Source organism: Lysinibacillus sp. NPDC093190 (assembly GCF_050280425.1).
Classification (GTDB): Bacteria; Bacillota; Bacilli; order Bacillales_A; family Planococcaceae; genus Lysinibacillus.
On the sequence record NZ_JBNNVG010000001.1, the window covers coordinates 381,807 to 408,628 of the forward strand.

General features: G+C 37.3%; 26 protein-coding genes and 1 pseudogene. 13 read left to right on the top strand and 14 right to left on the bottom strand.

Annotated features, from left to right (window positions below):
• Positions 1–82: 82 nt before the first annotated feature.
• Positions 83–700 carry a transcriptional repressor LexA gene (lexA, locus tag ACQKOF_RS01810; RefSeq protein ID WP_053483178.1) on the bottom strand — a complete coding sequence of 206 codons (618 nt, stop codon included), beginning with the start codon at positions 698–700 and terminating at the stop codon, positions 83–85.
• A gap of 164 nt (positions 701–864) precedes the next feature.
• Between lexA and yneA the strand changes: the two genes are divergently transcribed.
• Both yneA and ACQKOF_RS01820 read left to right on the top strand, forming a co-directional pair.
• The gene (gene yneA / locus ACQKOF_RS01815) at positions 865–1,179 is read left to right on the top strand and encodes a cell division suppressor protein YneA (RefSeq protein WP_427553095.1); all 315 of its coding nucleotides are present in this window, start codon (positions 865–867) and stop codon (positions 1,177–1,179) included.
• On the top strand, positions 1,176–1,841 hold the full coding sequence (locus ACQKOF_RS01820) for a YneB family resolvase-like protein (RefSeq protein WP_427553097.1): 666 nt from the start codon (positions 1,176–1,178) through the stop codon (positions 1,839–1,841). Before yneA ends, ACQKOF_RS01820 begins: the two co-directional genes overlap by 4 nt.
• 260 nt (positions 1,842–2,101) lie before the next feature.
• Here ACQKOF_RS01820 and ACQKOF_RS01825 read toward each other — a convergent pair whose 3' ends face one another.
• The 3 genes and pseudogenes from ACQKOF_RS01825 to ACQKOF_RS01835 form a co-directional block, all read right to left on the bottom strand.
• Complete coding sequence (locus ACQKOF_RS01825; RefSeq protein ID WP_427553160.1) at positions 2,102–2,368, bottom strand: DJ-1/PfpI family protein; 267 nt, start codon at positions 2,366–2,368, stop codon at positions 2,102–2,104.
• Between the two features lie 89 nt (positions 2,369–2,457).
• A pseudogene (locus ACQKOF_RS01830) lies at positions 2,458–2,604 on the bottom strand (DJ-1/PfpI family protein); the annotation flags it as partial.
• Positions 2,605–2,715: 111 nt separating this feature from the next.
• Positions 2,716–3,228 carry a GNAT family N-acetyltransferase gene (locus ACQKOF_RS01835; RefSeq protein ID WP_427553099.1) on the bottom strand — a complete coding sequence of 171 codons (513 nt, stop codon included), beginning with the start codon at positions 3,226–3,228 and terminating at the stop codon, positions 2,716–2,718.
• Between the two features lie 208 nt (positions 3,229–3,436).
• Here ACQKOF_RS01835 and ACQKOF_RS01840 point away from each other — a divergent pair, with 208 nt between their 5' ends.
• Positions 3,437–3,670, top strand: a complete 234-nt coding sequence (locus ACQKOF_RS01840) for a DUF896 domain-containing protein (RefSeq protein WP_079560654.1) — start codon at positions 3,437–3,439, stop codon at positions 3,668–3,670.
• Positions 3,671–3,796: 126 nt separating this feature from the next.
• Positions 3,797–5,791 (top strand): transketolase, encoded by a 1,995-nt coding sequence (gene tkt / locus ACQKOF_RS01845; RefSeq protein WP_427553101.1) that lies wholly within the window; start codon positions 3,797–3,799, stop codon positions 5,789–5,791.
• Positions 5,792–5,819: 28 nt separating this feature from the next.
• On the opposite strand, the gene ACQKOF_RS01850 is transcribed toward tkt, so the two are convergent.
• A complete protein-coding gene (locus ACQKOF_RS01850; RefSeq protein ID WP_427553103.1) occupies positions 5,820–6,167 on the bottom strand; it encodes a hypothetical protein in 348 nt (115 codons plus the stop codon).
• Positions 6,168–6,304: 137 nt separating this feature from the next.
• On the opposite strand from ACQKOF_RS01850, the gene ACQKOF_RS01855 reads away from it, so the two are divergent.
• Both ACQKOF_RS01855 and ACQKOF_RS01860 read left to right on the top strand, forming a co-directional pair.
• Positions 6,305–7,291 carry a serine hydrolase domain-containing protein gene (locus ACQKOF_RS01855; protein ID WP_427553105.1) on the top strand — a complete coding sequence of 329 codons (987 nt, stop codon included), beginning with the start codon at positions 6,305–6,307 and terminating at the stop codon, positions 7,289–7,291.
• 20 nt (positions 7,292–7,311) lie between these two features.
• Complete coding sequence (locus ACQKOF_RS01860) at positions 7,312–7,971, top strand: HAD family hydrolase (RefSeq protein ID WP_427553107.1); 660 nt, start codon at positions 7,312–7,314, stop codon at positions 7,969–7,971.
• Between the two features lie 218 nt (positions 7,972–8,189).
• Here the strand turns inward: ACQKOF_RS01860 and ACQKOF_RS01865 are convergent, their stop codons facing one another.
• From ACQKOF_RS01865 to ACQKOF_RS01890, 6 genes are all read right to left on the bottom strand, one after another.
• The gene (locus ACQKOF_RS01865) at positions 8,190–8,822 is read right to left on the bottom strand and encodes a response regulator (protein ID WP_427553109.1); all 633 of its coding nucleotides are present in this window, start codon (positions 8,820–8,822) and stop codon (positions 8,190–8,192) included.
• Positions 8,797–9,834: a sensor histidine kinase gene (locus ACQKOF_RS01870; protein ID WP_427553111.1), complete on the bottom strand. Its 1,038-nt coding sequence runs from the start codon at positions 9,832–9,834 to the stop codon at positions 8,797–8,799. The genes ACQKOF_RS01865 and ACQKOF_RS01870 overlap by 26 nt, the downstream gene beginning before the upstream one ends.
• Positions 9,831–10,514: a cell wall-active antibiotics response protein LiaF gene (gene liaF, locus ACQKOF_RS01875; RefSeq protein WP_427553113.1), complete on the bottom strand. Its 684-nt coding sequence runs from the start codon at positions 10,512–10,514 to the stop codon at positions 9,831–9,833. Before liaF ends, ACQKOF_RS01870 begins: the two co-directional genes overlap by 4 nt.
• A 507-nt stretch (positions 10,515–11,021) precedes the next feature.
• Positions 11,022–11,555 (bottom strand): alpha/beta fold hydrolase, encoded by a 534-nt coding sequence (locus ACQKOF_RS01880; protein ID WP_427553115.1) that lies wholly within the window; start codon positions 11,553–11,555, stop codon positions 11,022–11,024.
• Between the two features lie 201 nt (positions 11,556–11,756).
• On the bottom strand, positions 11,757–12,395 hold the full coding sequence (locus ACQKOF_RS01885) for a PspA/IM30 family protein (protein WP_427553117.1): 639 nt from the start codon (positions 12,393–12,395) through the stop codon (positions 11,757–11,759).
• Positions 12,396–12,410: 15 nt separating this feature from the next.
• A complete protein-coding gene (locus ACQKOF_RS01890) occupies positions 12,411–12,764 on the bottom strand; it encodes an ABC transporter permease (protein ID WP_427553119.1) in 354 nt (117 codons plus the stop codon).
• A 285-nt stretch (positions 12,765–13,049) separates the two neighbouring features.
• On the opposite strand from ACQKOF_RS01890, the gene sirA reads away from it, so the two are divergent.
• The 3 genes from sirA (at position 13,050) to ACQKOF_RS01905 (ending at position 14,485) form a co-directional block, all read left to right on the top strand.
• Positions 13,050–13,475 (top strand): sporulation inhibitor of replication protein SirA, encoded by a 426-nt coding sequence (gene sirA, locus ACQKOF_RS01895; protein WP_053483154.1) that lies wholly within the window; start codon positions 13,050–13,052, stop codon positions 13,473–13,475.
• Positions 13,476–13,577: 102 nt separating this feature from the next.
• Positions 13,578–13,796: a YneF family protein gene (locus ACQKOF_RS01900; protein ID WP_427553121.1), complete on the top strand. Its 219-nt coding sequence runs from the start codon at positions 13,578–13,580 to the stop codon at positions 13,794–13,796.
• A gap of 185 nt (positions 13,797–13,981) precedes the next feature.
• Positions 13,982–14,485: an S-ribosylhomocysteine lyase gene (locus ACQKOF_RS01905; RefSeq protein WP_427553123.1), complete on the top strand. Its 504-nt coding sequence runs from the start codon at positions 13,982–13,984 to the stop codon at positions 14,483–14,485.
• A gap of 611 nt (positions 14,486–15,096) precedes the next feature.
• Here the strand turns inward: ACQKOF_RS01905 and ACQKOF_RS01910 are convergent.
• Positions 15,097–16,068 (bottom strand): alpha/beta hydrolase, encoded by a 972-nt coding sequence (locus ACQKOF_RS01910; RefSeq protein ID WP_427553125.1) that lies wholly within the window; start codon positions 16,066–16,068, stop codon positions 15,097–15,099.
• 256 nt (positions 16,069–16,324) lie between these two features.
• Between ACQKOF_RS01910 and ACQKOF_RS01915 the strand changes: the two genes are divergently transcribed.
• On the top strand, positions 16,325–17,509 hold the full coding sequence (locus ACQKOF_RS01915) for an acetyl-CoA C-acetyltransferase (protein WP_427553127.1): 1,185 nt from the start codon (positions 16,325–16,327) through the stop codon (positions 17,507–17,509).
• Between the two features lie 23 nt (positions 17,510–17,532).
• The gene (locus tag ACQKOF_RS01920; protein WP_427553129.1) at positions 17,533–17,799 is read left to right on the top strand and encodes a YqkE family protein; all 267 of its coding nucleotides are present in this window, start codon (positions 17,533–17,535) and stop codon (positions 17,797–17,799) included.
• Between the two features lie 833 nt (positions 17,800–18,632).
• Here the strand turns inward: ACQKOF_RS01920 and ACQKOF_RS01925 are convergent.
• Positions 18,633–22,589, bottom strand: coding sequence for a S8 family serine peptidase (locus tag ACQKOF_RS01925; RefSeq protein ID WP_427553131.1), 3,957 nt, complete (start codon positions 22,587–22,589; stop codon positions 18,633–18,635).
• A gap of 762 nt (positions 22,590–23,351) precedes the next feature.
• Here ACQKOF_RS01925 and ACQKOF_RS01930 point away from each other — a divergent pair.
• Together ACQKOF_RS01930 and ACQKOF_RS01935 are read left to right on the top strand one after the other, a co-directional pair.
• Entirely contained in the window at positions 23,352–23,840 is a 489-nt protein-coding gene (locus ACQKOF_RS01930; RefSeq protein ID WP_427553133.1) for a DinB family protein, read from the top strand.
• Positions 23,827–25,842 carry a S9 family peptidase gene (locus tag ACQKOF_RS01935; protein WP_427553135.1) on the top strand — a complete coding sequence of 672 codons (2,016 nt, stop codon included), beginning with the start codon at positions 23,827–23,829 and terminating at the stop codon, positions 25,840–25,842. Before ACQKOF_RS01930 ends, ACQKOF_RS01935 begins: the two co-directional genes overlap by 14 nt.
• A 292-nt stretch (positions 25,843–26,134) precedes the next feature.
• Here the strand turns inward: ACQKOF_RS01935 and ACQKOF_RS01940 are convergent.
• Positions 26,135–26,822, bottom strand: a 688-nt coding sequence (locus ACQKOF_RS01940) for an IS30 family transposase (protein ID WP_427553137.1), incomplete at its 5' end; no start/stop codon positions are given.

Consider the following 26,822-nt stretch of genomic DNA (forward strand, 5'->3'; position numbering starts at 1 on the left):
GAACTCAAAAGATAAGAAAAAGAGGTATATGCTCCTCTGTGAACATAAAATCCTCTTTTTATATTTTAATATTGAGATACTTTTAATGTACACGACGATAAAGACCTACAACTTGCCCCAAAATAGAAACTTGGTCTACGATAATTGGCTCCATTGTTGAGTTTTCAGGTTGTAAACGGAAATGATTTTTTTCCTTGAAGAAACGCTTTACAGTTGCTTCATCCTCTTCAGTCATTGCTACGACAATATCACCATTATCAGCTGTTGCTTTTTGTTTAACAATAACTAAATCTCCGTCTAAAATACCAGCTTCAATCATTGATTCACCCATAATTTCTAGCATAAATAATTGATCTTCACTAGTACCATAAGTATCTGGTAGTGGGAAATATTCATCGATATTTTCAATAGCAGTTATAGGAGAACCTGCAGTAACCTTCCCAACAAGTGGGACATGTATAACATGTTGCTTTTGAATAGAATCCTCTGGCTCTAGTATTTCAATGGCACGTGGTTTAGTTGGATCGCGTCGAATCAAGCCTTTTTGCTCTAAACGAGACAAATGTCCATGAACTGTTGAGCTTGAAGCAAGTCCAACTGCTTCACCAATCTCACGTACAGAAGGTGGATACCCCTTTGCGCGCACTTCTTCTTTAATGAACTCTAATATGGCCTCTTGTCTTTTCGAAACTTTTTTCATGATTGCTCACCTCTTTTTTTCTAATCATTCTACTTATTAGTAGTATAACAGAATGCGAACACTTAAGCAAACATAGGTTCGAAAAGTGTTTGACAAAAACGTTTGTTCGTACTAATATGAGAACATATATTCCGAACAAACATTCTCGAAAAGGAGTTTTAAACATGAACTGGTTAAAGAAAAATCCACATATTACAACTTTATTAGGAGCTTGTCTACTTTTTGCAGCATACCTTTTTATAACAGACCCAGGCGATGTAACGTACACAGAAATTGAAATCGCACATGGTGATAGCTTATGGTCGTTAGCCGATCAATACCGTGGTAAAATGAAAACGGATGAATGGATTAAGCTTGTGAAAACAGAAAATGAATTATCGAACGTACAAATTATTGCAGGAAAATCTCTAGTGATTCCAGTAGTGGGTGACCAATCCAATCCTATAAATTCAATTGAAATTGCGAGAAATGTAAAATGATAACTAAACAACAATCGGCTGTTGTCTATTGCCGTGTGAGTACAGAAAAAGAGACACAAAGCTCCTCGTTAGAACGTCAGGAGGAGGAGTTAGTACGCTATGCTAAAGAACAGGGCTACGAAGTGAAGCGTGTTTTTAAGGATAAGCATAGCGGCTATGATGTGGAACGAGAAGGTTTACTAGAAATGCTCGATTTCATTAAAGAAAAAGAAATAGAAGCATTATTTGTGCAGGATGAAACACGCTTAGGACGGGGAAATGCTCGAATGGCAGTGTTGCATTTATTGCAGAAAACTGAAACCGATGTTTTTTCTATGCGAGACGAGGGACCTTTACAATTAAATGAAATGGATACGATGCTCCTAGAAATTTTAGCAATCGTTGAGGAGTACCAGCGCAGAATCCATAATGCTAAAATACGTCGTGGCATGCGTCGTGCCGTGGAAAACGGCTATCGCCCTGAAAACAATTTATCTAATCGAGGGAATCCAAACGGTCAAGAACGAAAAGATGTCCCTGTAGAAGAAATCGTCAAGCTCCGCAATCGAGGCTTCACCTTTGAGGAAATCGCTATGACTCTTAGAGGGCTAGGCTTTGATGTAAGCAAAGCTACTGTCCATAGGAGATATCGGGAACATCAAGAGGGAAACGAAATAAAATGATGTTTTAATCAGTGGGAGTTTGATTATCCCACTGATTTTTTTATTTTTATAGGCTCTAGATGAAGGTGAAGGACCGAGTAGTGACGGTAGAATGGCGAAAGTGATGGATAGAATAAATCCATCCATCCAATGTTGGATTGTGAATATAAAATAAGAGAAGTAGCAATATAATTTCTACCTCTCTTTCTCAATAATTCACTATAACGTTGGAAAAGATTTATCTCATCTATTACTGTTACATGCTTTCATATCAATTAGAGCTATTTCGTTATTCTCTGTACCATTTCATCAAAAGAGAGATGTAGGGCTTTAGCTTTACCCACAGTAATACCAAATTGTATAAAACCCCTACCTCTTGCAGTTATTATGTTACCATCTTGTACAACTAGATCTTCAGAGAAATAATTAAGATCGAAAAAGTCTAATTTTCTTATACCTTCTTGCGGCAATCCAACAGTATACTTTTTGGTTTTTAATACTCCAGCTTTCGCTAAAAGAGATGGAGAGCTTGAAATACTTGCAATAATTGCTCCTTGGCATTCGCAATACCAATAAAATCAATTAATTCTTGCTCATTTAATAGTAAAGCTATATCCATACTCCCTGGTAGCAACAAGCTATCGATTTCGTCAAGATTAACTTCACTTATTTGTGTATCGGCTATACAAGATAACCCTGATTCCCCTTTAATTTTTTCATTGTTTAACCCAACAGTAATAGTTGGCTTATCACCTTGCGTTAATATAGATAATGCTAACTCAATTCATATTCACTAAATTGGGGATACAATAATATAGCGGTCTTTTTCATATAATTCTCCCATCTATTTAACAACGAAGATTTAGAACTCGACATAGAGTATAGTGAAAGTATCTTATACCCATTCCTCTTCTAAGACTGCATAATAGTATTCATCCCACCAATCATCATTGTGTGGTATACATTTTTTAAAATAACCCTCACGTCTCATGCCGATTTTCTCCATCACTTTATAGGATGGGATATTTTCTGGCTGGCATGTAGCAATAATTCTATGCAGTTTCATTTCTTTAAATCCATAGTCCAGTACAGCTTTTGCTGCTTCTGAGGCGTAACCGTTATTGAAATAGTTCGGATTCAATACCCAGCCAATTTCGTACGTATGATCACCAAAATATTGATGGAAAACGATATGACCAATAACCATATTTTCGCTTAGTAAAATAATAGGGAAGTATTTTGCTTTTTCCCCGCTATTTTCTGAAACAAACTTTTTTGCTTGCTCCTCATTAAAAACGCCCTCCGGTATATACTTCATCACATTTGGATTTGAAGTATATTCATAGACAGCTTGCCAATCTTGAACCTCAAATTCTCTTATTAATAGTCTGTTCGTTTTGATAAACAATTTGCATTCCTCCAAGCATAAATTGATTGTTGTTTTGGAACCCTATAATTAGTTATACACTTGTAATTTCTCAAAGTCATGCAATTTGTGGTATTTATTTCAAAAATGTAAGGATACTAGAAAGGTTGGTATAACTGCATTTTAAGGGAATTCATGCTATACTTTGCATACCATATTCATTAAGATATGTACTGAAAGGTGTGTAATTATGTTATCAAAAGAAAAAATTAACCGAATCAATGAACTATCTGCTAAGTCTAAAAATGGTACTTTAACAGAGGCAGAAGCTAAAGAACGAACAGCGCTTCGTAAGGAATATCTAGATACATTTAGAGCAACGATGCGTGATACAATTGAAAACGTAAAAGTGGTAGATGCTGAAGGAAATGATGTAACACCAGAAAAAGTTAAACAAGCGAAAAAAAATAAATTTCTCAATTAATATGACACATTTCTATAAAGTATGTTATAAAACGTTAATAGTATAACAAAACCATTGTTTTCTGAAGCAATGTTGACTAAACTGTAAAAGAACAATATATAGGACGAGAAAGGATGTCACAAAATAATGACTCAACATGCGGATCAACTAGCGATTAATGCTATCCGAACTTTGTCAATCGATGCAATTGAAAAAGCAAACTCAGGTCACCCAGGTTTACCGATGGGGGCAGCGCCAATGGCTTATACGCTTTGGACAAAACAACTTCGCCATAATCCGGCGAATCCAAAATGGTTTAACCGCGATCGTTTTGTACTTTCTGCAGGTCACGGCTCTATGCTTTTATACAGCCTACTTCATCTTGGTGGCTACGGCTTACCAATGGAAGAAATTCAAAACTTCCGTCAATGGGATTCATTAACTCCAGGACATCCTGAATATGGTCATACTGTTGGGGTAGAGGCAACAACAGGTCCTCTAGGTCAAGGTATTGCTATGACAGTTGGTATGGCAATGGCTGAACGCCATTTAGCAGCTACTTACAATAAACCTGGACATGACATCGTTGATCACTATACATTTGCACTTTGTGGCGATGGCGATTTAATGGAAGGTGTCGCAGCTGAAGCTATCTCTTTAGCAGGTCACTTAAAACTTGAAAAGTTAATCGTTTTATACGATTCAAACGATATTTCTTTAGATGGTGATTTAGAAAAATCATTCTCAGAAAATGTCCAAAAGCGTTTTGAATCTTATGGCTGGAACTATTTAAAAGTTGCTGATGGTACTGATGTTGAAGCCATTAACGCAGCTATTGAAGAAGCTAAAAAATCAACTGGCAAGCCTACACTTATTGAAGTGAAAACTGTTATCGGTTTTGGTTCACCAAATAAATCAGGTAAAGCTGCTTCTCACGGTGCACCACTTGGTCAAGATGAGGTCGTTTTAACTAAAGCAGCTTATGAATGGGCGCACGAGCCATTCCAAATTCCTGCTGAAGCATATGATACATTCGCAGCAGCTGCTAAAGTTCAAGGGGCACAACCTGAAGAAGCTTGGAATGCTAAGTTTGAAGCATATAAGCAAGAGTTCCCAGAATTAGCAGCACAATTTGAAAACGCAATGAATGGTCAATTACCAGAGGATTTCGCTTCAGAATTACCAGTTTATGAAGCAGGTAAATCAGTAGCAACTCGTTCTTCTTCTGGAGATGCAATCAATGCCATTGCGAAGAAAACTCCATCATTCTTCGGTGGTTCAGCTGACCTTGCTGGCTCAAATAAAACAACGATGAAAGACGCTGGAGATTTCTCTGCAGACGATTATGCTGGCCGTAATATTTGGTTCGGCGTACGTGAGTTTGCAATGGGTGCTGCTATGAACGGTATGGCACTTCACGGTGGTGTTAACGTATTCGGTGGTACATTCTTCGTATTCTCTGACTATGTTCGTCCAGCTGTACGTCTTTCTGCATTAATGGGTCTTCCTGTTACTTATGTATTTACACATGACTCAATTGCTGTAGGGGAAGATGGTCCGACACATGAACCAATCGAACACCTTGCATCTTTACGTGCAATGCCAAATTTATCTGTTGTTCGCCCAGCTGATGCAAATGAATCAGCAGTTGCATGGGAGCTAGCAGTAGCATCTGAAAAAACACCAACTGTTTTAGTATTATCTCGTCAAAACTTACCTGTTCTTGACGCATCTATTGAAACAGTACGTGAAGGTGTTGCTAAAGGTGCTTATACAGTATCTCCTGCTACAAAAGAAGTGGCAGATGCCATTTTAATTGCAACAGGCTCTGAGGTTTCACTTGCAGTTGAAGCACAAAAAGCATTAAAAGCTGATGGCGTGGATGTGGCAGTTGTTTCAATGCCATCTATGGATCGCTTCGAAAAACAAGATGCAGCTTACAAAGAATCTGTTCTTCCAAAAGTTGTAACAAAACGTCTTGCAATCGAAATGGGCGCATCATTCGGCTGGCATAAATACACTGGTTTTGAAGGGGACGTTCTTGCAATTGACAAGTTCGGCGCTTCTGCACCAGGTGAATTAGTAATGGAAAAATACGGATTCACAGTAGAAAATGTTGTAGCGAAGGTAAAAGCGCTATAATTTATTAAATACCGCAATACTCAGTAGGTTAAATCTCCTCTGAGTACTGCGGTATTTTTTCATGTTTAGAGGACTTTACTAAAGAAATCCAAATAGCTGCACAATGAATTAGAAGCATAATGACAAAACAGTAAAAGCCCTTGGTACTTCCTCCAATATTTAGCTCATCAGCTATAATGCCACTAAACCAAAGCAGCTGACCTGTGACAATTACTGAGAGGCTTGCAAAAAGTAAACAAACCCAAATAGATACTTTTTTTATAATCACAATAATGAGTAGTAAAACAGCAAAAAGTAGGGTAGCTTCAAAAATCGGATCAAGAAGTGAAAACGTATTTTCATTTACGAAATGCTTATAAGTAAATCGAGTATTCACACAACCCCTCCTTAAAAATAATGACGTTTTTGGTAATAAAAGGTTCTTTGGATTGAAAAACTTATCCAGTATTAATTTCCATTTGATATACAATGATAAGTGTAGGAATCGAACTAGAAATGTTGAGGGGTATTTATATGAAATCACAAGCTATACTCACACAAGTAAAGAAAACTTTCTCACAATTAGATTGTACAGGTGGCGGAGTTATTATTAATAAGCATGGTCAAACCGTACTAGAAGAATATTTTGGTGTGCAAGGACAACAACAAGACGCCAAAAGAGTAGGACCACATACTCTTTTTCATCTTGCTTCAGTTCGTAAAACATATGTAGGATTTGCTGTAGCATATGCGATATTTCATAACTATATTGCCTCAATAGATGATACACTAAGTGATTATTTAGAGAATGAAAAAGTTTTTGCCGATGTATCAATTAGACATCTACTAACACATACTCACGGTTTACGTCGCCAAAATGAAAAAGTGATGCAGGAATTCAAAGCAGGCTATAACTGGGCATACCGAGATATCAATGTAGAACTACTTGCACAAGTCATTTTTAAAGCTACTGGAAAAAATATTGCGGAAATTGTGGATGAGCAAGTATTTCAAACATTATCTTTTACTGAAACAAATTGGTTCAGTGAAAAAAACGAACAGCATATAGAAGTAATACATAATGATAGTCCATTTTGGTATGAAAGCGAAATATGTGATGGCAGTAAAATGAATATGTATAGCTCATTAAGAGAGCTAGCTCAGTGGGGACAATTGCATCTTGATAAAGGGAAAATACACGGAAAGCAAATTATACCTGAAGAAATCATACAGTTATTAACGACAATTCAATCCCCAAATACTAAACCAAAGAATTTGCCCACTAATGGCTTTTTCTGGTTTGTTCAGCCTCAATATAGAGAAGGGATTACAGAGTTAAGCCCAATATTACCAAAAGGAAGCTTGCAATTGCTTGGTTATACAAGTGTTGCATTATTGGTAATTCCAAAAGAAAATATTGTGGCAGTTCGTGGATTTAATAGCTTTGGTTCACCTGGAGAGTTTGATTATATCAAGGATATTCATGATTTCGGTTCAACAGTATATCAATCAATTCTTTAACAATAAAAGGAGAGCTAGTAATGAAAAAGTATAGCGTTGTTTTATTTGATTTAGACGGTACAATATCTGATCCTAAAATAGGGATAACGAAATCTGTTCAATATGCTTTACAAAAAATTGGTATTGTTGAAGAAGATTTAGATCAGCTTGAAACATTTATTGGGCCACCATTACAAGTATCATTTCGAGAAATATATGGATTGGATGATGTTCAAATACAGCAAGCGATTGCTTATTACCGTGAACGTTTTATCCAAACAGGCATGTATGAGAATAAATTGTATCAAAATATATCCCCATTATTAGAATATTTACAGAAGGAAGGATATCAGTTAGCGATAGCTACATCGAAGCCAACTGTATTTGCAGAACAAATTATACAATATTTCAACCTTGAACATTTTTTTGACCTTGTCGCAGGTAGCAATTTGGATGGTACACGGTCAGCTAAAGGGGAAGTTATCGCATTTGTACGCGAACATTTTTATGAAGTGAATATCGATCAATTGATTATGATTGGAGATCGTAAATACGATATTGTTGGGGCACATGAAAATCAAATTGATTCTATCGGTGTTACTTATGGCTATGGCTCACGCGAAGAATTAACGGATGCACAAGCAACATACATAGTTAACAGTGTAAACGAGCTGCAAGAACTTTTTAATAGATTAAGTTAAAATATCGAAACTGCATTGGTAGAAATGCAGTTTCATATTTTTTTGGGGAAAACAGATGCAATCGCTGATAAAAAGGTCAGAATCGCTGATAACCCGGGTAGAATCGCTGATAAAAGGACGAAAATCGCTGATAACCCGGGTAGAATCGCTGATAAAAGAGCGGAAATCGCTGATAACCCCAGCAAAATCACTGATAAATCAAACGGCCCAAGAAAAACTTACTTCGCTAGCCCGTTTTGAAAAGCGTAGACAACTGCTTGTGTGCGATCTTGAACTTCGAGCTTCGCTAGAATATTACTGACATGTGTTTTTACGGTTTTTAATGCAATGTATAAGACATCGGCGATTTCCTGATTGGCTTTGCCTTGAGCCATGAGCAATAATACTTCCATTTCACGCTCGGTAAGCTGCTCATACAGTGGGGTACTATTGCCGTGGCGCATGCGATGCATCATTTTTGATGTTACTTCTGGCTCTAAAACAGTTTCGCCGCCCATTGTTTTACGAATGGCCTCAGCGATTTGCTTTGCATTTGACGTTTTTAAAATATAGCTGACTGCACCAGCTTCTAATGCAGGGTAGACTTTATCATCATCTAAAAAACTTGTTACCATCATAATTTTTGCTTCTGGCCATGCTGCTAAAATTTCAGCTGTCGCTTCAGCTCCTGTCATAACTGGCATCACATTGTCCATTAAAATAATGTCTGGACGCAGCTCAAGAGCACGATCCACTGCCTCTTTACCATTTTCAGCTTCACCTACAACAATGATATCTGGTTGTGCCGACAAATAGGCAGAAACGCCGATACGCACCATCTCATGGTCATCCACTATTAACACTTGAATCATTCACTTCAACCTCCTTCTGTAGTGGAATTTTAACCTCTACAATTGTACCTTCTCCAGGCACTGACACAATTTTGTACATACAACCTATTTCTACAGCGCGTTCGGCAATATTTTGCAAGCCATAAGAAGTAGATTTATCGGCTTCGACATCAAAGCCGAGGCCATTGTCCTGAATACGTAAAATGGCTAAATCATCGCGGGCAACGAGCAGTAATTCAACTTCGCTCGCTTTAGCATGGCGTAGCGTATTCGATAACGCCTCCTGTGCAATACGGAATAAATGATCCTCCTCCGCTTTGGATAACGCCATTTCCTCAAGCTCATATTCAATATGAAAAAATACTTTTTGCTGTAGCTCAATAATTAGCTCTTCAAGACCTTGTGCAAGTGTTTTATTATGCAGAGCTACCGGACGTAAATGTAATAATAATGCGCGCATTTCAAGCTGTGCCTGCTGCACAATTTTTTCAACTTGCTTTAAGCTTGTAGCATTTTCATCGGTTTCAGTTAATGCCGAAAGTAACATTGAAGCGGCGAATAATTGCTGTGATACAGAATCATGGAGCTCACGAGCAAGTCGTTGACGTTCAGCAATAATTCGCTCTTGAATAATTTTATCATTAGCTTCTGCACGTTCATTGGATAAGCGCTGTAAGCTTTTTCGTTGAGTATCAATTAGCTCACTTGTTTGAACTAAAGCTTTTTTCAAAGGCTTTGGTAAAGGCTGTTTTTTAGGTAATATAAAATCAGGTTCAACTAACTGTTTCACGATGCGGGTTGCCTGAGCTTCTCTTGCACGGGCAGTCATACTAATCCAGCTTGCAATCAGTAAACTAATTGCAAAAAGAGTGACGACAATAAAACCACCGAGTGGGATATTATTATAATTCTGCTGCCATAAGGGCTCCCATGTTTTCTCGTTTGGCTCGCCCCAAACAGCTACAAGGAGACCGAATGTAGCACTCATCAAAATAAAAAGTATAGTAAATATTCTTGAGATAAAGGCAATCATTTACGTAGCACCTCCAAGTCCCCAAGCCATGTTGCAACATGTATGACAAGTGTACGCTTTGCATCCTCGGGGTTTCCATCTGAGAAACTTACACTTTCATTGAGTAAGCGTTGAGGTCCGAGATGTAGGCATTTTAATTCACCAAACAATGTCGTATAGTGTAAGCGGAATGGAATTTCATATGGGATATAAATTTGTACCTTACCAATGCCTTGTCGAATCGTAATGATGCTTGTGCCAGCAGGTAAAATTGTTTGTGTTGTGTCAATCGTAATGTCGCCTGCAAGTCGCTGTATTTGGACATCTTGCCATTTATAGGCTTCCACTGGTGCAGGCAATGTACCGAATAATTCGTTTTTCGTAGCGGGAAGCTTTTCGAAAAGCTCCAAACCAACAACTTTTGCTGAGTTTTCTCTTTGTAAGTATTGATAGAGCATATAAAAGAGAATGATGACGATAAATAAGCGTAAACTCCACATCGTAAAGAGTGCAATCGAGATAAAGAAAATTCCTGTCCATTTAAAGAAACGATTTTTTTTCGAGAAGCTTAAATAAAGAAGTCCTACCCCAATCAATAGAGTAAAGGCGCCACCGTTATTAAAAATTGTGAGCTCCACAAAAACGAGTAAAAAGAAGCATAGTACCCAAAATGTGAGCTTATTAGTTGTGAAATTTTGCAAGAGGGTCACCCTTCTTTCTACAAATTGATGAGAGAAGACGAGCTTCTCTTAAAATTTAATTATTTTTAAGTATTTTTTTGATTGTATCATTCATCAATGTTGAATCAAGTGTATTTGGATAATGAGCAGAGTGATAAACTCCTTACCATTTGGTGCATCTAATAGCTCATAGTATTGCTTTGCTAATTCATAGTTCGTCTGTTTATCATATTTACCTTGTATAAAATAAACGGGTATATCTATACTTTTTACAGAATCAAAAAATTAATAAGGATGATTTCTTTTTTTAGCTCTTGGCTTTTTATAAGGCTAAATTGTGGCCCTGAAATAAATGCTTTATACAAATCCTGTAAAGAGTAATCAGGGGAAGTGAAAGCCCCTTTTATCAAGTCAAAGAGATTACTTTCTTTATCGTATCATCAAAATAATTCATGCCTTTATATTGATTGATAAGATCGCTAAATTGATCCTCATCTTTTGCGAAATAAGGACCTTTTCCTATATCTTCTAAAATTCGGAGTATTTTTTATCTTCATTAGCTATAGCTTCACTCTGTAACCAATTGTATCCAAGTTCTTGGCCTTTACTAATATTTGTTAATTGAGAAATTCCTAAGTAGGCATGAAATTTCTCAGGATAATTAGACACTAATTGAGTTCCAATTACTGTACCGAAGGACTGACCAATGACAAATATTTTTTCCTGTTGATAATGTTCTCTAATATAATCAACTATTATAGTAGCATCTTTTGTAAATTGAGAAAGGTTCATTGTATTATTCGTTAATTTCTTGTTGAAACTTTTACCAGAACCTCTTTGATCATAATAAACTACTACGCAATTCTCGGTTATTTCAGGATACAATGTTCGAGCACTCACGCCATAGGGGAATGGCGTGAGTGGCCCACCATGTAGGAATAAACAAAATGGTTTCTCCTTATCTTTTCCTTCCACTAATATATATTGTTTATCTCCATTTACATTGATTTCCTTTAACTCACTAATACCACCTTGTACAATGAAGCGATAACCTAATAACATGAATATAAGTAATATAAGTAATATAAGTATAAAAAATCAAAAAGACATATTTTAATCATAGGACTATCACTTTCTGTTTACACTTTTTTTCATTAAGATTATTTTCTCTATCTCTTTTTGGTCACCTTCAAAAGTTTTTTCTTCAAAGAAATGGGATGCTTCAATAATTGAGGCATCCCTTATTTCTTTTATTATAACATGTTATTTGTTTTCAATTAGCAGTTGTGCGTTATCTTCTGTGACATTTTTTTCTAGCTGTGCAAGACGAGACTCGAAAGATGTTACTTCATGATCTTTGTCGATTTGGTAAGCAAGCTTATCGATATATGATTCTAAATCTTCAAAGTTGGTTTTATTGTTTTTAGCAATCATACCGTCCATTTGATGGTGAGCGCGTGTTACGTTTTCTTTACCCATAAGCTGTAATTGACGCACTTTCATATCTTTTATTTTGTGTTTCATCGTTTCAAATTTGCGTTCAAGCTCGAAATATTCACGTGTACTAGCTTCAATACTAGCTTGTAATGTATTGTTACGTGCTGAGTAAGCAGTAACTTCATCCGAAGCAAAATCGATTAAATCTTGTTCGCCGCTAGTAGTAGCTAATTTTAGTTGAGCCTCACGTTTAGCTAGCAATTCTGCATTTTGTTTAAATTCCTGCTCTAATTTTTCTTTTAACTGACCTTGACGCTCTAATAATTTTCCAGTATGCTCTGTTTGTTTTTCTGCTTCACGAATGTATTGGTTTAACATCGCAATTGGATTTTTTTGCTCCTTCTTATCAAATAACTGATGTAAATCTGCCTCTATTGTATATTTAAAACGTTGAAATAAGTTCATGTAAATTCGCTCCTTTTATTTTGTTAAGTTAGACCATTCTTTTTCAAAGTTTGTAAATGGATCTTCTTCTTTAGCTTCAATCGTTGGGATTTTTACATCTTCGCCATGCCATTTTTTATAGATAACATAGATGACAGCGATTGCTGCTAAACCAACCATTGCAGGGATATTAGATATTGCTGATAGCACACCAATCAGACCCACTGTAAACCATAAGATTTTGCCGAATGTCGATTTACTTGAAGTGTAGAAGTGCATACCGAGTGCTACAAACAATCCAGAAAATAGTAGACCTGCAAGCGGTCCAGTTAAAGCAAGTGCAACACATCCTGCGATAAAGCCTCCTATTAGTAGAAAAAATTTTCTCATATGTTTTAGCTCCTTTCGTTGATACCTTTATATTACCTATTAGAAAGCTTTGCTAAAACGGACTGGAAATTGATTTTACTCTAGGTCTTGAGGCTGAGAATATTCTAAGTACTATAGAAGAAGCTTAAAATTGTAAAAAACTTAATTAGCCATAAAGCATTTGATAGAACGGAAAGTAGAAAGTTTTCGACAAAAATAGAAGATGAATGCCTCCTTCGTTTGACAAATTAAAAAGTTTGGATGAGCTATACTTATGAAAAAGAAATGAGCGAAGGAGGATTTCTAGTGAGAACCTATTCCATATATAAAATAAAAGAAGAGCATTTAACGTTTATTTTCGGCAGAGAGCGTAAGTTATTAGAAATGATGCAAGGCTGTGAAGACGCTAACGAGAAATCCTTAAAAGAGCTTGCATATATATGTGAAACCGTACGCTTCGATGAGATTGCTACGATGTTGGAGGCGCAACTAGATTCCAAGTATGCACATTTAGAGAGAGCTCGTAATGCTTTATTTTTAGAACATCCTATAAAAGGGAAGATGGCTATTTATTTGGTGGAACGCAAAATTTGTGTCTATTGTGAGGGATCACGTATGCTTGATTTGGATCTATTCCAAATGCTTGCGAAGATGAGCGAGCGTTTTATTGCATTTAATAAACAAGATAATGAGTGTGGGTGGCTAAAGCCAATGAAGTATACAATGCACTAGGAAATTTCACTACAATATATAGTAACACGCTAATATTTGGTGTATAATGGAGCGTGGAGAGTTTTTTTCTCGGTATATATTGTAGTGGAGGAGGTTGGTTGTATGCCTACATGGAGCTGGATTATTATTGTAATTATCGCATTAGCAGCGGGCGCAGCACTTGGTTTCTTTTTAGCTCGTCAAGCTATGATGAAATATTTAAAAGAAAACCCACCAATTAACGAACAAATGATTCGTATGATGATGGCGCAAATGGGTCGTACTCCGTCTGAAAAGCAAGTACGTCAAATGATGTCACAAATGAATAAATTCCAAAAATAATTGGAGTTTTTAAAGAGCAACTAGTCCAAGCCAAGGCTAGTTGCTTTTTTACCTTCTTATAGCAATTTTTTACTGTGCGAAAGCGAAGCGACAGCAATAACAATTACGCTAAGGTAAAATTGAATTTTATAAATTATTTGAATAATTCACGAAAAGCATATAAATCTATCGGAAAACTCGTTATAATGAAAATATTCTATATAAAGGAGTTGTTTGTATTGCAGAAAGAAAAAACAAATGTTGAAAGTTTTGATTTAGATCATACGAAAGTAAAAGCGCCATATGTACGTTTAGCAGGTGTTAAAACAGGAAAAAATGGCGATGAAGTATACAAATATGATATTCGTTTTAAACAGCCAAATAAAGAGCATATGGAAATGCCTGCATTACATTCCCTAGAGCATTTATCGGCAGACATTATCCGCAATTACTCCGACCACATTGTTGATTTTAGTCCAATGGGGTGCCAAACTGGCTTCTATGTATCGCTAATAAATCACAATGATTATGAAGATTTATTAAATATTTTAGAAAAAACATTTACGGATGTAACAAAGGCCACTGCAGTTCCTGCGTGCAATGAAGTGCAATGCGGGTGGGCAGCTAGCCATAGTCTAGAAGGTGCACAAGCGTTAGCCAAAAAATTTTTAGCCAAACGTAATGAATGGCATATTGTTTTTGCTGAATAAAAATTTAAAAAACCTTGCGTGAATGAACTGCGCCTCCAATTGTTAGACACCATCTAACAATGGAGTGCAGTTTAGTATTGCAAGGTTTTTCATGGTGTCTATGAGAGTCACTGCCACTTTGCTTTTCCACAAATCATTTTGAGGAAGAGCCATACTTTATTTAATATGCCACTTTTATTTCATTGAAAAATAAAATGGTTAAGGAAATTTTTATGAATGTTATGGATCTTTAAATGAGGGTGATTTCCATTCCAGGCTACTCGCTTTCCGTCTTTTACTTATGATGCCGCTGACATGTCAGGAGGTACACGCTATGTGAATTGGTTGATTGGAGAGAGGACTGGACGACTCCTTGGGAATTAGCTTCACAGATGATACCCTGGAGCAAGGGGAACGAAGGCTAAAACTATTACGTCCTGTGATAACGCCTTCGTGACCAACATCCTGCTGTTGCCGCTGCCGCTTCGCTTTCGCGCAAAAAACATCTGTTGCCCCAGGTGGGCTCATCTGACGCCCTCAGGAAGCTTTGCTCTGTGCGAAAGCGAAGCGACAGCAACAAAGCGCCCAGTCGGAACGGAAATCAACCCCTCGTTTTGCAGAAGATCCTTTTACTAAAAATGAAATGGAATGACATTGGACGAAGAAGAATCACGATTAATTTTTTGATAGATGAAATTTTCTAAAAAATCATGGATTAAATCCTCATATTCAGCCATATTTTCATTAAAGGACTGTGCATGAGCACCTTTATCAAATAGCTTCAGCTTCTTAGGACCAGTTTTTTTATTGTATAAATCCAGTGACATAGAAGCTGGGATAAATGTGTCAGGAATACTATGGATAAAGAGCACTGGCTTTTCAATATTTGTTACAGCCTCAGAAGGTGTCACACTTTTAAAGGAATAACCGTCACGCAAGCGGACAAAGAAATCTGCAAAACGAATTGGAATAATCGAGCCGTATTTAAATTCTGTCTTCGCAATTTGTTTCAGCAGCATTGAAAAATCAGAAAATGCACAATCAGAAATATAGAAATCTGCACCATCCTCTACAGTTCCTGCATATAGTAGCATTGTTGCGGCTCCCATCGATTCACCATGTATACCAAGAATGGCGTCTTCACCGATCATTGCCTTTACGGTTTTGATAACTGCGTCAAGGTCATTTTTTTCATAATAGCCGTAGCTAGTCGTTTTCCCACCTGTCTCCCCATGTCTACGATGGTCAAAAATAACGGAATTGTAGCCAAGGCGTTCAAAAAGTCGAGCATATTTGACGGAGTTGATTTTATTTTCTGTTACGCCATGGCAAATAATGATGGTATTATTTGTTTCCAATGGCTGAAACATAATGCCGCGAATCGTATAGCCATTTGGAGAGTCAATATTTAATTCACATTTTAAATTTTTATTGTACCAAGCTTCATCAAAACGTTTAGCAGTGGTTTCACGTTCACGAACAAATTCAGGATCCTTTTGCTTAATGTACATCAATTTATTGGAGAGCGCGAAGCCGAACAGACCAGTTGCTGCTGCGGCAATCGTCGTCGTTATACCTGAAAATAAAAGCATTTTCTTTTTCATTATTAGCACCTCCACGTCCTGTTTCTTTTGTTGTCTTGGCATACAAGCGACATCATTCGTATGTATGCACTTTTCTTAATTGTAATGTTCCCAACTGTGATTGTTTAAAACAAGTCAACATTTTACATTATCTTTGGCAAAACTGCGATTATTTCTGTTATCGAAAATCGTCAAAATATTTGTTAAAATAGATATATCTGCTAGTAGCATATGCATGCAGTGTTCATTTTTGAACGGGGAAAAGGGGAGAATGTTTATGACGAAAGAGGTAGTAATAGTAAGTGCTGTACGTACAGCTATTGGTTCATTCCAAGGAACATTAAAGGACGTACCAGCGACAAAATTAGGGAGTATTGTTATTAAAGAAGCATTAGCACGTGCTGGTGTAGCAGGTGAACAAGTTGACGAGGTCATTATGGGGAATGTCTTATCGGCTGGACTTGGGCAAAATCCAGCTCGTCAAGTAGCGATTGCAGCAGGCTTGCCACATGAAGTATCTGCATTAACGATTAATAAAGTTTGTGGCTCAGGACTAAAAGCTGTTCATTTAGCGACACAAGCCATTTTAGCAGGGGATGCGGATATTGTCGTTGCAGGTGGCTTTGAAAGTATGAGCCAGGCACCATATGTCTTAAAAAATGCGCGTGAAGGCTTCCGCATGGGGGATCAAAAAGTAGTTGATACGATGATTCATGACGGATTATGGTGTGCCTTTAATGACTATCATATGGGCGTTACAGCTGAAAATTTATGTGATGTCTATGAGATTTCTCGAGAGGAACAAGATGCCTTTGCAGCACGTTCACAACAGCGTGCAGAAGCGGCAATGGCAGCAGGGAAGTTTAACGATGAAATCGTAGCGGTGGAAATTCCTCAGCGCAAGGGCGATCCTATTATTTTTGATAAAGATGAATTCCCGCGTCAAGGTGTTACAGCTGAGTCGCTATCAAAACTACGTCCTGCCTTTAAAAAGGATGGCTCCGTAACAGCAGCAAACGCATCAGGCATTAACGATGGTGCAGCGGCTGTCGTTGTCATGTCGAAAGAAAAAGCGGAAGAGTTAGGCATTCGACCAATGGCACTAATTACAGCGAATGCAAGCGCGGGTGTTGACCCAGCTATTATGGGGACTGGTCCTGTAACGGCAGTAAAGAAGGCATTGGCAAAGGCTGATGTGACGTTAGATAATATAGATTTAATTGAAGCAAATGAAGCTTTTGCAGCTCAATCTATCGCTGTAGATCGCGAACTAGGCTTTAATCATGATAAACTAAATGTGAACGGGGGCGCAATTGCTCTAGGCCACCCCATTGGTGCAAGCGGAGCACGTATTTTAGTAACGCTTTTACATGAGATGGAAAAGCGTGATGCAAAAACAGGTCTCGCAACACTATGTATCGGTGGTGGGCAAGGCGTGGCAACAGTTGTCAAGCGTCCTTGAAGTGAATAAGAAGGTGAATTGCAATGGGAAAGAAAAGAAAACAGCAGCAACGCATGGATAGTAGCGTAACAGCTAGTCTACCAAAGCAGGAGGCAGTTACATTAGCCGATCAGCTAGGCGGTGACGTGCTTGCCAAATTAAAAGCTGCCAAGCAAGATTTAACAGCGAAAGAGCAGGCCGCAGAAGAAGAGCGCCAAGCAAAGCTAGCCTTTGAGCGCAAACAACGCGAAAAAAACAAATCGTTTGAAGAACTACTAAACGAATACGGCGATAAAGGCTCAAAATTCTAAAGAGAAACAGTGAATCCAAATCCGGATTCACTGTTTTTATGTTTTATCGGAAAGATTTCGAGATTTATCGGAACAATTTTATGTTTTATCAGAAAGATTTCGAGATTTATCGGAACAATTTTATGTTTTATCGGAAAGAATTCGAGATTTATCGGAACAATTTTTGTTTTTATCGGAACATTTAGTCGTGAAGATGAAATTATTTACATTATATTTCTTGGATGATAAAACAAGCGCAAAGAATTTCAAGATTTACGGAGCAAGTGAGGAAAGGTTTAAAGACAGCGTTGTAGAACCAAGCATTGGAGGATACGAGAAAGTTGAAAATTTTATATCTCTCTAGAGTTTTTTTAGGATATTACAATCATTAATTAATCTGCTCTCTTTCACTAACGAGGTGCAAGAGTTTTAAAATCAAGCTACCGAATTCAAAGGTAGCGTTTCTTATTGAGCTAACAAGGCAGAATAGTTGAAGAAAAGAATAAAATTATAGTTAAATTGATTCTTTAACAAATAGGAGGTAGTTTCCAAAGCTTCTGATCAATTTACTTTGCCAGACAGTCAATACACGGAGGCTATCTATTATGGAGAATTTGACCTTGACAAAGTAACGAAGAAAAAAGTAAACATGGGAAGAGCTTCTACAACAAATGACGTTGATTTGGGAGAGATAAAGAGGAACTGATTTGTATCAAATATGGCAAGAAAATCAGAAAGAATATGTCACAGTTAGTTTAGTAGGAGATAATCTTTTTAAAGGGATTGCTTTATAATAAATACCAAAAAGAGAAATTGCGCTGTGCAATTTCTCCTCTTGCTTGAACTGAAATTAATTATAACTCATCCTCGGTAACTTCATTATTATTTTTATTCCCATTGCCATTCCCGTTGCCATTGCCATTCCCGTTGCCATTGCCGTTGCCATTGCCATTCCCGTTGCCATTGCCATTGCCGTTGCCGTTGCCATTGCCGTTGCCATTGCCATTGCCGTTGCCGTTGCCGTTGCCGTTGCCATTGCCATTGCCATTGCCATTGCCGTTGCCATTGCCATTGCCATTGCCATTGCCGTTACCGTTACCGTTACCGTTGCCGTTGCCGTTGCCGTTACCATTACCATTGCCATTGCCATTGCCATTGCCGTTACCGTTGCCGTTGCCGTTACCGTTACCATTGTCATTCCCTGGCTTTACAACCAACACATCAAATGTTAGTGTGTGCTTACCATACGTTACCGTAATCGTTGTATTACCTTGACCTTTTCCTTTTACAGCCCCTGCTTTTACAGTAGCTATTTTATCATTCGCTACTTCGTAGGTTGCAAGCTTTGTAACATCTTTTTCTGTTGTTTTACCATCAAAAGTAGTTACTTCAGTAATCTTAACTGTAACTTCTTTACCTATTCTAGTTTCAACCGAAGCTTGGTCAATTTCTAGTGTTACTATTGGTTCTTCTACAACAGGTGCTTTAACTGTAACATTTATAGTAACTTCATTATCACCGTATGAAATAGTAATTGTAGTCGTGCCCACACCAACTGCAGTTACTAATCCATTTACTATTGTTGCAACATTTTCATCTCCAACAACATAAGTAGCTTTTGAAGTTACGTCTTCCTCTGTTGCATCACCTTCTGCAGGCGTTGCCGTTTCTGTTACCGTAAGTTGTGCAGTTTCTCCAGCTGTTAGATCTAGTTTAGTTGGATTTACAGAAAGTGCTACTATTGGTTCTACTACTTCTTTTTCATATATCGTTGCTTCACCAACATTCCCGGCAGCGTCATTAATTATTACTGATACAGCATTAGTTTCTGCTGTTACTGGGAATGTGAAACTACCGTCTTGATTTAATTCAAAAGCAACTGGCGCTTGTACTTTGCCATTTACGGTCGAAATATAGGAGGCTTTTAATTTATCATTTAAATTGTAATTTAAACCGTATAAATATAACTCTTCATTGTAGTCGATGTACTTATCTGTTACCTGTCCTGTAGCAACACCTTCAGCTACTGAACCAGTAATTTCTGGTTTAGTCGTTTTCACGACAATTGGTCCAACATAATCGGAAACTACTCCAGATGCTGCAAGACCGGTGAAGTCAATTGTATACAGACCATCTGGAATCGTTGTGGCAGGTTTTGATCCCCATGGTTTGTACTGCCCACCAACATTCAGTGTATAAGAGCCTTTTGCTAGCGCAGTACCTGCATGTAGATAACCAATGTAGCCGTCTCCGTATTCTCCACCTTCAGGATTCATAATATCCCAAAGTTCGATATAGTTAGTTGTTACATCTCCAGTTAATGTGAATGAAAGTACAGCTGAGTCTTTCACTCCATCTCCGTTAAAGGATAGGTCGGTTTCTGTAATCTTAAAATCTTTAATTTCAGTTACTGCCGCGCCGCCAAAGTCAGCTGCGAATGGCAATGAAATTTCTGTATCTCCACCGCTGATGTAAATATACCCTAGTATTTCAGAGCCTTTTGGTGCCGTAGCTTGTGAAGCAGTTAATGTAATATTTAAAACTTGCTCACCAACTAGATTAAATGTCGGCTGATCTACTGTAACAGTTGCATCACCAAATGTTTTTGTCACATCAATTGATACGTTATAATTGCCACCGTTCCCTTTAATATCTTTTACTAAAACTTGTTTCGTTACAGAAATATCCCGGTCTTTAAGTGATTGTGGACCGAAAGTAATTGTACCTTTCAAGTTTTCTGTAACTGCACCAGTTCCATCTAAAATTGCGCTATCAAGTGCATAGGCAAGAATTTCCGGATGAGCTGCTGCATAAGCATTTACTCGCCCTGCACCCTGAGAAAACACATCGTATTTTGTTTTATCTACAACCTTTGCTGTATTAGAAAGCGCCACTTTTACATCGAACGCGTTCCAATCAGGATTTGCTTGTTTAACTAATGCAGCAATACCTGCAATATGCGGTGTTGCCATAGAAGTTCCTGTTTTACGACCATATGCTTCCCCATAATCTGCATCAGGGAAATCTTTTTTATACATTGGAATCGTTGACATAATGTTTGTTCCAGGTGCACTTACATCTGGTTTAATATCAAAGTTTGGTGTAGATGGTCCACGTGAACTTGAAGAGTTTACATCATCCCCTAGTGTCTTTGTGGAAGCAAATTTACTAAAGCTTACTTTTCCGGTTCCGCCTGCTAATGCAGCGCGAATTGCATCGCCATCCGTTTGGGACATATCAAATGTTGGCAGAAATTCAAATGAATCACCAAGGAATGTGCCTGAAATGTTCGGTGCATTCGTTCCACCGGCAAAGTTATGAATAATTGTTGCGACTGCGCCATTTGCCTTTGCATTCGCAATTTTATCAACGAATGCGATACTGCCACGAGAAATCAATGCTACTTTACCTTCTACATTAATTCCTTCAAAGTCTTTTACTTCCCCGTTTCCAGGAACAGCAACTAGGTCAAATTCTCCTTGAAGCTGTGTTGCCAAATCTTTACCAAAGGTAGTCCCCATTAATGGAAGCTGTTTTGTTAAGTTGTAGTTGCCAACTGTAACATGCACTTCACCGTTATACATTGTTTCAGGATTTGTTGTGTTACCAACAGCAATACCTAAACGAGCAGTTGCAGGCGTGCCCATTGTTCCGCGATTTGGACCCTCGTTCCCTGTTGCAATTACTCCGATTGTTCCAGCCATCATTGCATTATTAATAGCAAATGAACCAGCATCCGTTTCAGAGTTAGCTCCCCCGCCAAGTGAAAGGTTAATAATGTCCATTTTTTCTTTTACAGCAGTTTCAATTGCTTTAACAATACCAGATGTAGCTCCACTTCCGTATGCCCCAAGAACACGGTAAGCATAAAGGTCTACTTTTGGAGCAATTCCTTTAATACCGAATTCGTTAGCTCCGATTGCTGCAATTGTTCCAGCAACATGTGTACCGTGAGAAGTATAGAACGAGCTTCCTTTTTCATTAAATTCAGGTGTCCCGACTGGACGCTCCGAAGGCAATGTTTCCGATGCATCGTCATCTGCCCGAGGCTTTGTGTAAGTTGCTGAATTTGGAATGAAGTTTTTTCCACCTTTGAAAACCCCAGCAAACTCAGGGTGATCTGCATCAATACCAGTATCTAATACTGCTACTTTTATTCCTTGTCCTTCAATTCCTTCCTTCCAAAGCTGTTCGATGCCAAGGAAAGAATTACTTGTATTCATTTGAGCTTCTAATTGATCTTCCTTAATAAGTTCCGATGATTTCATCGTATTATCTTCTGATGCGTAAACAATTGTATCAGGTTCGATTAATGTAATTCCTTCTACTGTAAGCAGTTTCGGGAGATCATTTGCTTTCACAGTTGCCGCAAAACCGTTTAAAACAGTATCAAATGTGTATCCTTGAGTCATCTGAACTTTTTTAGTAGCTAACTCTTTTTTAACTTTTGCTTGTTGTGCTTTTACATTTGAACGAACTTCATTTGCTCGGGCATTAGAGAATTTTTGGCCTTTGACTTGGCTCATTCCTTGCTCTAGTGCCACAGGCTTTTCAGATAAATGAATGATGACTGCAACATCTTGATTGCCTGATACATTTTGTAAGCTTTCGTGAAGAGTTGGACCATCTTTAGACAAGCTTAGCTGTTCAGCGATAGCCGCCTTTAGTTGAATTATACTTTCACTTTGACTATCCTGCTTGAATGGTTTCGATTCTTCAGCACTAGCACTCGACAATGGAACCACTAGAGAAAGCACCATAACGAAAGCTAGAATACTACTTAAGAACTTCGTAAACTTGAACTTTTTCAAATCTCATTTCCCCCTCCGTCTTTAGTTGTCACACTTTTCAGTTTAGTGTGATATTTCCAATTTATCACAAAGGGACCAATCATAATATCGGAATATTTAAACATTTTAAAATATTGATAATTAGTATCAGTTTATCAAATATAGATTAAATCTATCTTCCTAGTAATTTAATAAAAAAGTAGAACTTTCAAATGAGAAATGACTTACAGTAATTCATTAATTTTTTCAATTAATCCTATCAAGGCAGCAGTTGTAGTCGGTGGTGTAGTTGCTTATAGAAAATTAGGAGGGTAGTAAGAGGAGTGATTCGAGGGGAATCGGTTTAGTACGTGATCAGGGAAATTAAAATAACTGGCGATTTTTTTTAAAACCGCCAGCTAATAGGTTGTGGTGAATCATATCAAAAGCGAATAGTGTTATTGTTAATAAATGATACAGGTATAGTCTTTGCTTATTTTTTTGATGAGAATTAACTACATTATGGTGAACCTAATTAGTTAGAGATTGGTGGGGATCACAATGTCCCAACCAGCCTAATCATGTGTTAACAAGTAGAGGGCGAACAGTTTAGTTTTCGGGATCAATTCCCACGAGTGCTTCCGTTCTACTCCGGCTACTATCAATCTATAAATTGAATAAAAAATAGCCAACCCGATTTCTCGGGTTGACCTTATAATACGAACGGGGCAGGTTAGTTGAAGAAGGAAATAGTTGTATTTACATCGAAATAGTAATGTAATAAGTTAGATTGGAGTGCTTACAATGATTAAATTCTTTGAATACAACTGGCAGGTAAGAGATGAATGGTTTGACTGGTGCGATCAACTGACAATTAAAGAGTTGTTAAAAGACCGCAGGGGTGGAGTAGGAAATATATTATATACACTTTTTCACATAATTGACGTGGAATATAGTTGGATTCGTGGTATTCAAGGCAAAGAAGATGTAGTATTTCAGTTTGCTGATTATAATACACTTGAAAAAGTTAAAACACTTTCAGATAAATCACGAAATGAAATAGCTGAATTTATAAAAACAACAAATTTAGGAGGTTTAAAAGATAAACTAGTCAGTGTTTCTTGGGATGAAGACAAATACACTTTTGATGAAATATTACACCATATAATTACTCACGAAATTCACCACATAGGTCAACTTTCAGTTTGGGCAAGAGAATTAGAACTAAGCCCTGTACCTGCTAACTTTATTGGAAGAGAGTTAACGAAAGGGTTTATTAATGAAAATGAATGAAAAAACATATCTAAGTATAGAAGAGATTATTTCATTACCAACCTTATCAGGTACAAACATAAGTGATGATGGCAAAAACGTAGCATTTGTCAAGAAGACAGCTAACTGGAAAGACAATAAATTTAGGAATCATGTATGGATATATGAAAAAGATAAGGGGCAGTGTTATCCATTAACAACTAGGGATATAGATAGTACATACCCATTATGGTCTCCAGATTCTAGAGATATCGCATACCTTAGCCCAGTTGGTGACGGGGATATTAAGAAAAATCAGATCTTTGTTAAGTCCATAGATGGTTATAGTGGAGTTCAAATTACTGATGAGAAAGAAGGGGTCAGTAATTTCAAATGGGAGCCTACTGGCAAGGGTTTTTATTATGTTGCGCAGTCAAAAGAATCTGAGGCGATAAAGAAACGTAAGGAACTATATGGAGATTTCCATCATATAGGGAAGGAATACCAGAATAATTGTCTATACTACATTGAAATAGAAAAAGTGATACAAAATGATAGATGCGAACACCCAGAAAATTCTGATAGTGCTGGAAAGGATAAAGATGAACACGAAAATAGCGTTGTTTATCAACTAACTGATGGTAAGTATTTTCATATCCATGAATTTGATATTTCAAATGATGGGAAAAAGGTTGTATTTATGGCTACTCCAAGTCCAAATATGGAAAATTATATTAATGGAGACTTATACATACTAGATATTAAAGTTGGAGAGCTACAAAAGATGAATATAGATAAGTTGTTGGGAGGGAGCGTTTGCTTTTCTCCTGATGGCAGCAAAATATGTTATTCAGCAAGCATAAGGGAGAAGGATTACTATAAGACCCATATACAAGACAGTACGCTCGAGATATATGATATTAATAATGGAGAGCTAATTCAACCATTAACAGATTTTGATAGAACGGTTATTCCATTACGTTGGACAGCTAAAGGAATATTAATTAGATGGCAGAATAAAACTAATTATCTTATTGGGTTGTTATCTGAGAATGGCACTGTGGAAATGTTAAGCAAAACAGTAGATAGCTTTATAATGGATGCTTCTATAACAAGGGATGGAAATTATATATCCTATAATAAGGCTATTACAAATGAAATCTTTGAAATCTATTTAGACGATAAAAAAATAACGAATGAAAATAGCTTTTTCAAAGGAAAGCTTAAAAGTAACAGGGAAATAATCTCATGGCAAAATAGTGATGGTCTTGAAATAGAGGGAGTTTTATCAACCCCAGTAGAGTTTGACGCAAATAAAAAATATCCCTTATTAGTGGTAATCCATGGTGGACCGGCTTGGGCATCCTTTCCAATATTTTCAGACTGTTTTAATGAGAAATATCCTATTGAACAGTTTATCGAAAAAGGCTTTATCGTTTTAGAACCAAACTACAGGGGAAGTTCTGGTTATGGTAATGAATTCTTAAAATCAAACTATAGAAAACTGGGAATTGCTAACTACGATGATGTTATATCTGGAGTGGATAAACTAGTTGACAAAGGGATTGCAGATAAAGATAGAGTAGGGGTTATGGGATGGAGCAACGGGGGATATGTATCAGCTTTCTGTTCTACATTTAGTAGTAGATTTAAAGCTATTTCAGTTGGAGGTGGAATTACTAATTGGAGTACCCATTATGTAAATACAGATATACCTTACTTTATTAGGATGTATTTAGGAAATGATCCATGGAATGATCCAGAGATATATACTAAAACATCATCAATGACATATATTAAATCAGCCTGTACTCCCACTTTAATTCAACATGGAGAAAAGGATGCAAGAGTTCCAACTCCAAATGCATATGAGCTATATCAAGGATTAAGGGATATGGAAGTTGATACAGAATTAATTATTTTTAAAGGAATGGCATATAGTTCTGACCAGCCAGGAATTAATGTGGCTATTATGAAGCAGAATTTGATGTGGTTTTCACACTATATTCTTGGAGAAAGTATGAAAGATTTTAGGGTTTTATGATTAATAAATGGATATCCTCACAGGATACATAAGGATGAAACAGTCTTCATAAGGAAGCTTTTTTTCTTATTTAGCCTGTGATTGCAGCTCTATGATTTCTATGTGAATTTCCACTGTATAATACTTTAGCAACTATATTGACTTACAAATTTATAGCAACGTTATGGCATTAAGCTCCCTTTACCTTTGTAGGTGTACGGAAATAATATAATCGTACAGTTATGAAACTGGATCCCTGCAAAAGAACTGAGCATTAATTCTCACTCAGTTCTTTTATTTACATGATGATTTGTCAAATTAAGTGCAACAATTGCTCATTAAAAGCCTCGTTTGCAGTTTTCCAACCAAGACATTTTCTTGGTCGGTTGTTGATATAGTTTAATGATTCTGTTAGTTCTTCTGGTGATACTTCTTCGAAATTTGTTTGCTTAGGGAAGAACTCGCGAAGTAATCCATTTCCATTTTCGTTACTTCCGCGTTGCCAAGAAGAATAGGCGTCCGCAAAATAAACATCAATTTTCAAGTCTTTTTCTAACACTTTATAGCAGCTAAATTCTTTACCTCGGTCTGTTGTGGCTGTTTTTATAGTGCCTTTTGGTAATTTAGTATGAAGTAGACGTACTGCTCTTTCCATTGATTGAGCTGAGCGATCCGGTATCAAAAAGCCAACATACCATCGTGTCATTCGCTCAATAAATGTTGCTACACAACCTTTTGCTTTCCCACGTCCAGATACAACTGTATCTAACTCCCAATGTCCAAAGGTTTCACGTTTACGTACTTCTTTTGGACGTTTAGAAATTGGTGTACCAATGTTAAATCTTCCCCTTGTTTCGCGGGGCTTTTGGCGCTTTCCTTTTTGACGGAGAACGGTTATAGGGACTCCTAAAAGACCATCGTAAATCCAGCGATAGATGGTTTTAAAACTCAGCTGTCCTTGATATAAGCGGCCGACAATTTGTTCAGGCGACCAAGTATCC

Excerpts from the sequence above, each read along its gene's own strand:
- lexA (WP_053483178.1), bottom strand. The coding sequence starts at position 700 with ATGAAAAAAGTTTCGAAAAGACAAGAGGCCATATTAGAGTTCATTAAA.
- yneA (WP_427553095.1), top strand. The coding sequence starts at position 865 with ATGAACTGGTTAAAGAAAAATCCACATATTACAACTTTATTAGGAGCT.
- ACQKOF_RS01820 (WP_427553097.1), top strand. The coding sequence starts at position 1,176 with ATGATAACTAAACAACAATCGGCTGTTGTCTATTGCCGTGTGAGTACA.
- ACQKOF_RS01840 (WP_079560654.1), top strand. The coding sequence starts at position 3,437 with ATGTTATCAAAAGAAAAAATTAACCGAATCAATGAACTATCTGCTAAG.
- tkt (WP_427553101.1), top strand. The coding sequence starts at position 3,797 with ATGACTCAACATGCGGATCAACTAGCGATTAATGCTATCCGAACTTTG.
- ACQKOF_RS01855 (WP_427553105.1), top strand. The coding sequence starts at position 6,305 with ATGAAATCACAAGCTATACTCACACAAGTAAAGAAAACTTTCTCACAA.
- ACQKOF_RS01860 (WP_427553107.1), top strand. The coding sequence starts at position 7,312 with ATGAAAAAGTATAGCGTTGTTTTATTTGATTTAGACGGTACAATATCT.
- ACQKOF_RS01865 (WP_427553109.1), bottom strand. The coding sequence starts at position 8,822 with ATGATTCAAGTGTTAATAGTGGATGACCATGAGATGGTGCGTATCGGC.
- ACQKOF_RS01870 (WP_427553111.1), bottom strand. The coding sequence starts at position 9,834 with ATGATTGCCTTTATCTCAAGAATATTTACTATACTTTTTATTTTGATG.
- ACQKOF_RS01880 (WP_427553115.1), bottom strand. The coding sequence starts at position 11,555 with ATGTTATTAGGTTATCGCTTCATTGTACAAGGTGGTATTAGTGAGTTA.
- ACQKOF_RS01885 (WP_427553117.1), bottom strand. The coding sequence starts at position 12,395 with ATGAACTTATTTCAACGTTTTAAATATACAATAGAGGCAGATTTACAT.
- ACQKOF_RS01890 (WP_427553119.1), bottom strand. The coding sequence starts at position 12,764 with ATGAGAAAATTTTTTCTACTAATAGGAGGCTTTATCGCAGGATGTGTT.
- ACQKOF_RS01900 (WP_427553121.1), top strand. The coding sequence starts at position 13,578 with ATGCCTACATGGAGCTGGATTATTATTGTAATTATCGCATTAGCAGCG.
- ACQKOF_RS01905 (WP_427553123.1), top strand. The coding sequence starts at position 13,982 with ATGAAAATATTCTATATAAAGGAGTTGTTTGTATTGCAGAAAGAAAAA.
- ACQKOF_RS01910 (WP_427553125.1), bottom strand. The coding sequence starts at position 16,068 with ATGAAAAAGAAAATGCTTTTATTTTCAGGTATAACGACGACGATTGCC.
- ACQKOF_RS01915 (WP_427553127.1), top strand. The coding sequence starts at position 16,325 with ATGACGAAAGAGGTAGTAATAGTAAGTGCTGTACGTACAGCTATTGGT.
- ACQKOF_RS01920 (WP_427553129.1), top strand. The coding sequence starts at position 17,533 with ATGGGAAAGAAAAGAAAACAGCAGCAACGCATGGATAGTAGCGTAACA.
- ACQKOF_RS01930 (WP_427553133.1), top strand. The coding sequence starts at position 23,352 with ATGATTAAATTCTTTGAATACAACTGGCAGGTAAGAGATGAATGGTTT.
- ACQKOF_RS01935 (WP_427553135.1), top strand. The coding sequence starts at position 23,827 with ATGAAAATGAATGAAAAAACATATCTAAGTATAGAAGAGATTATTTCA.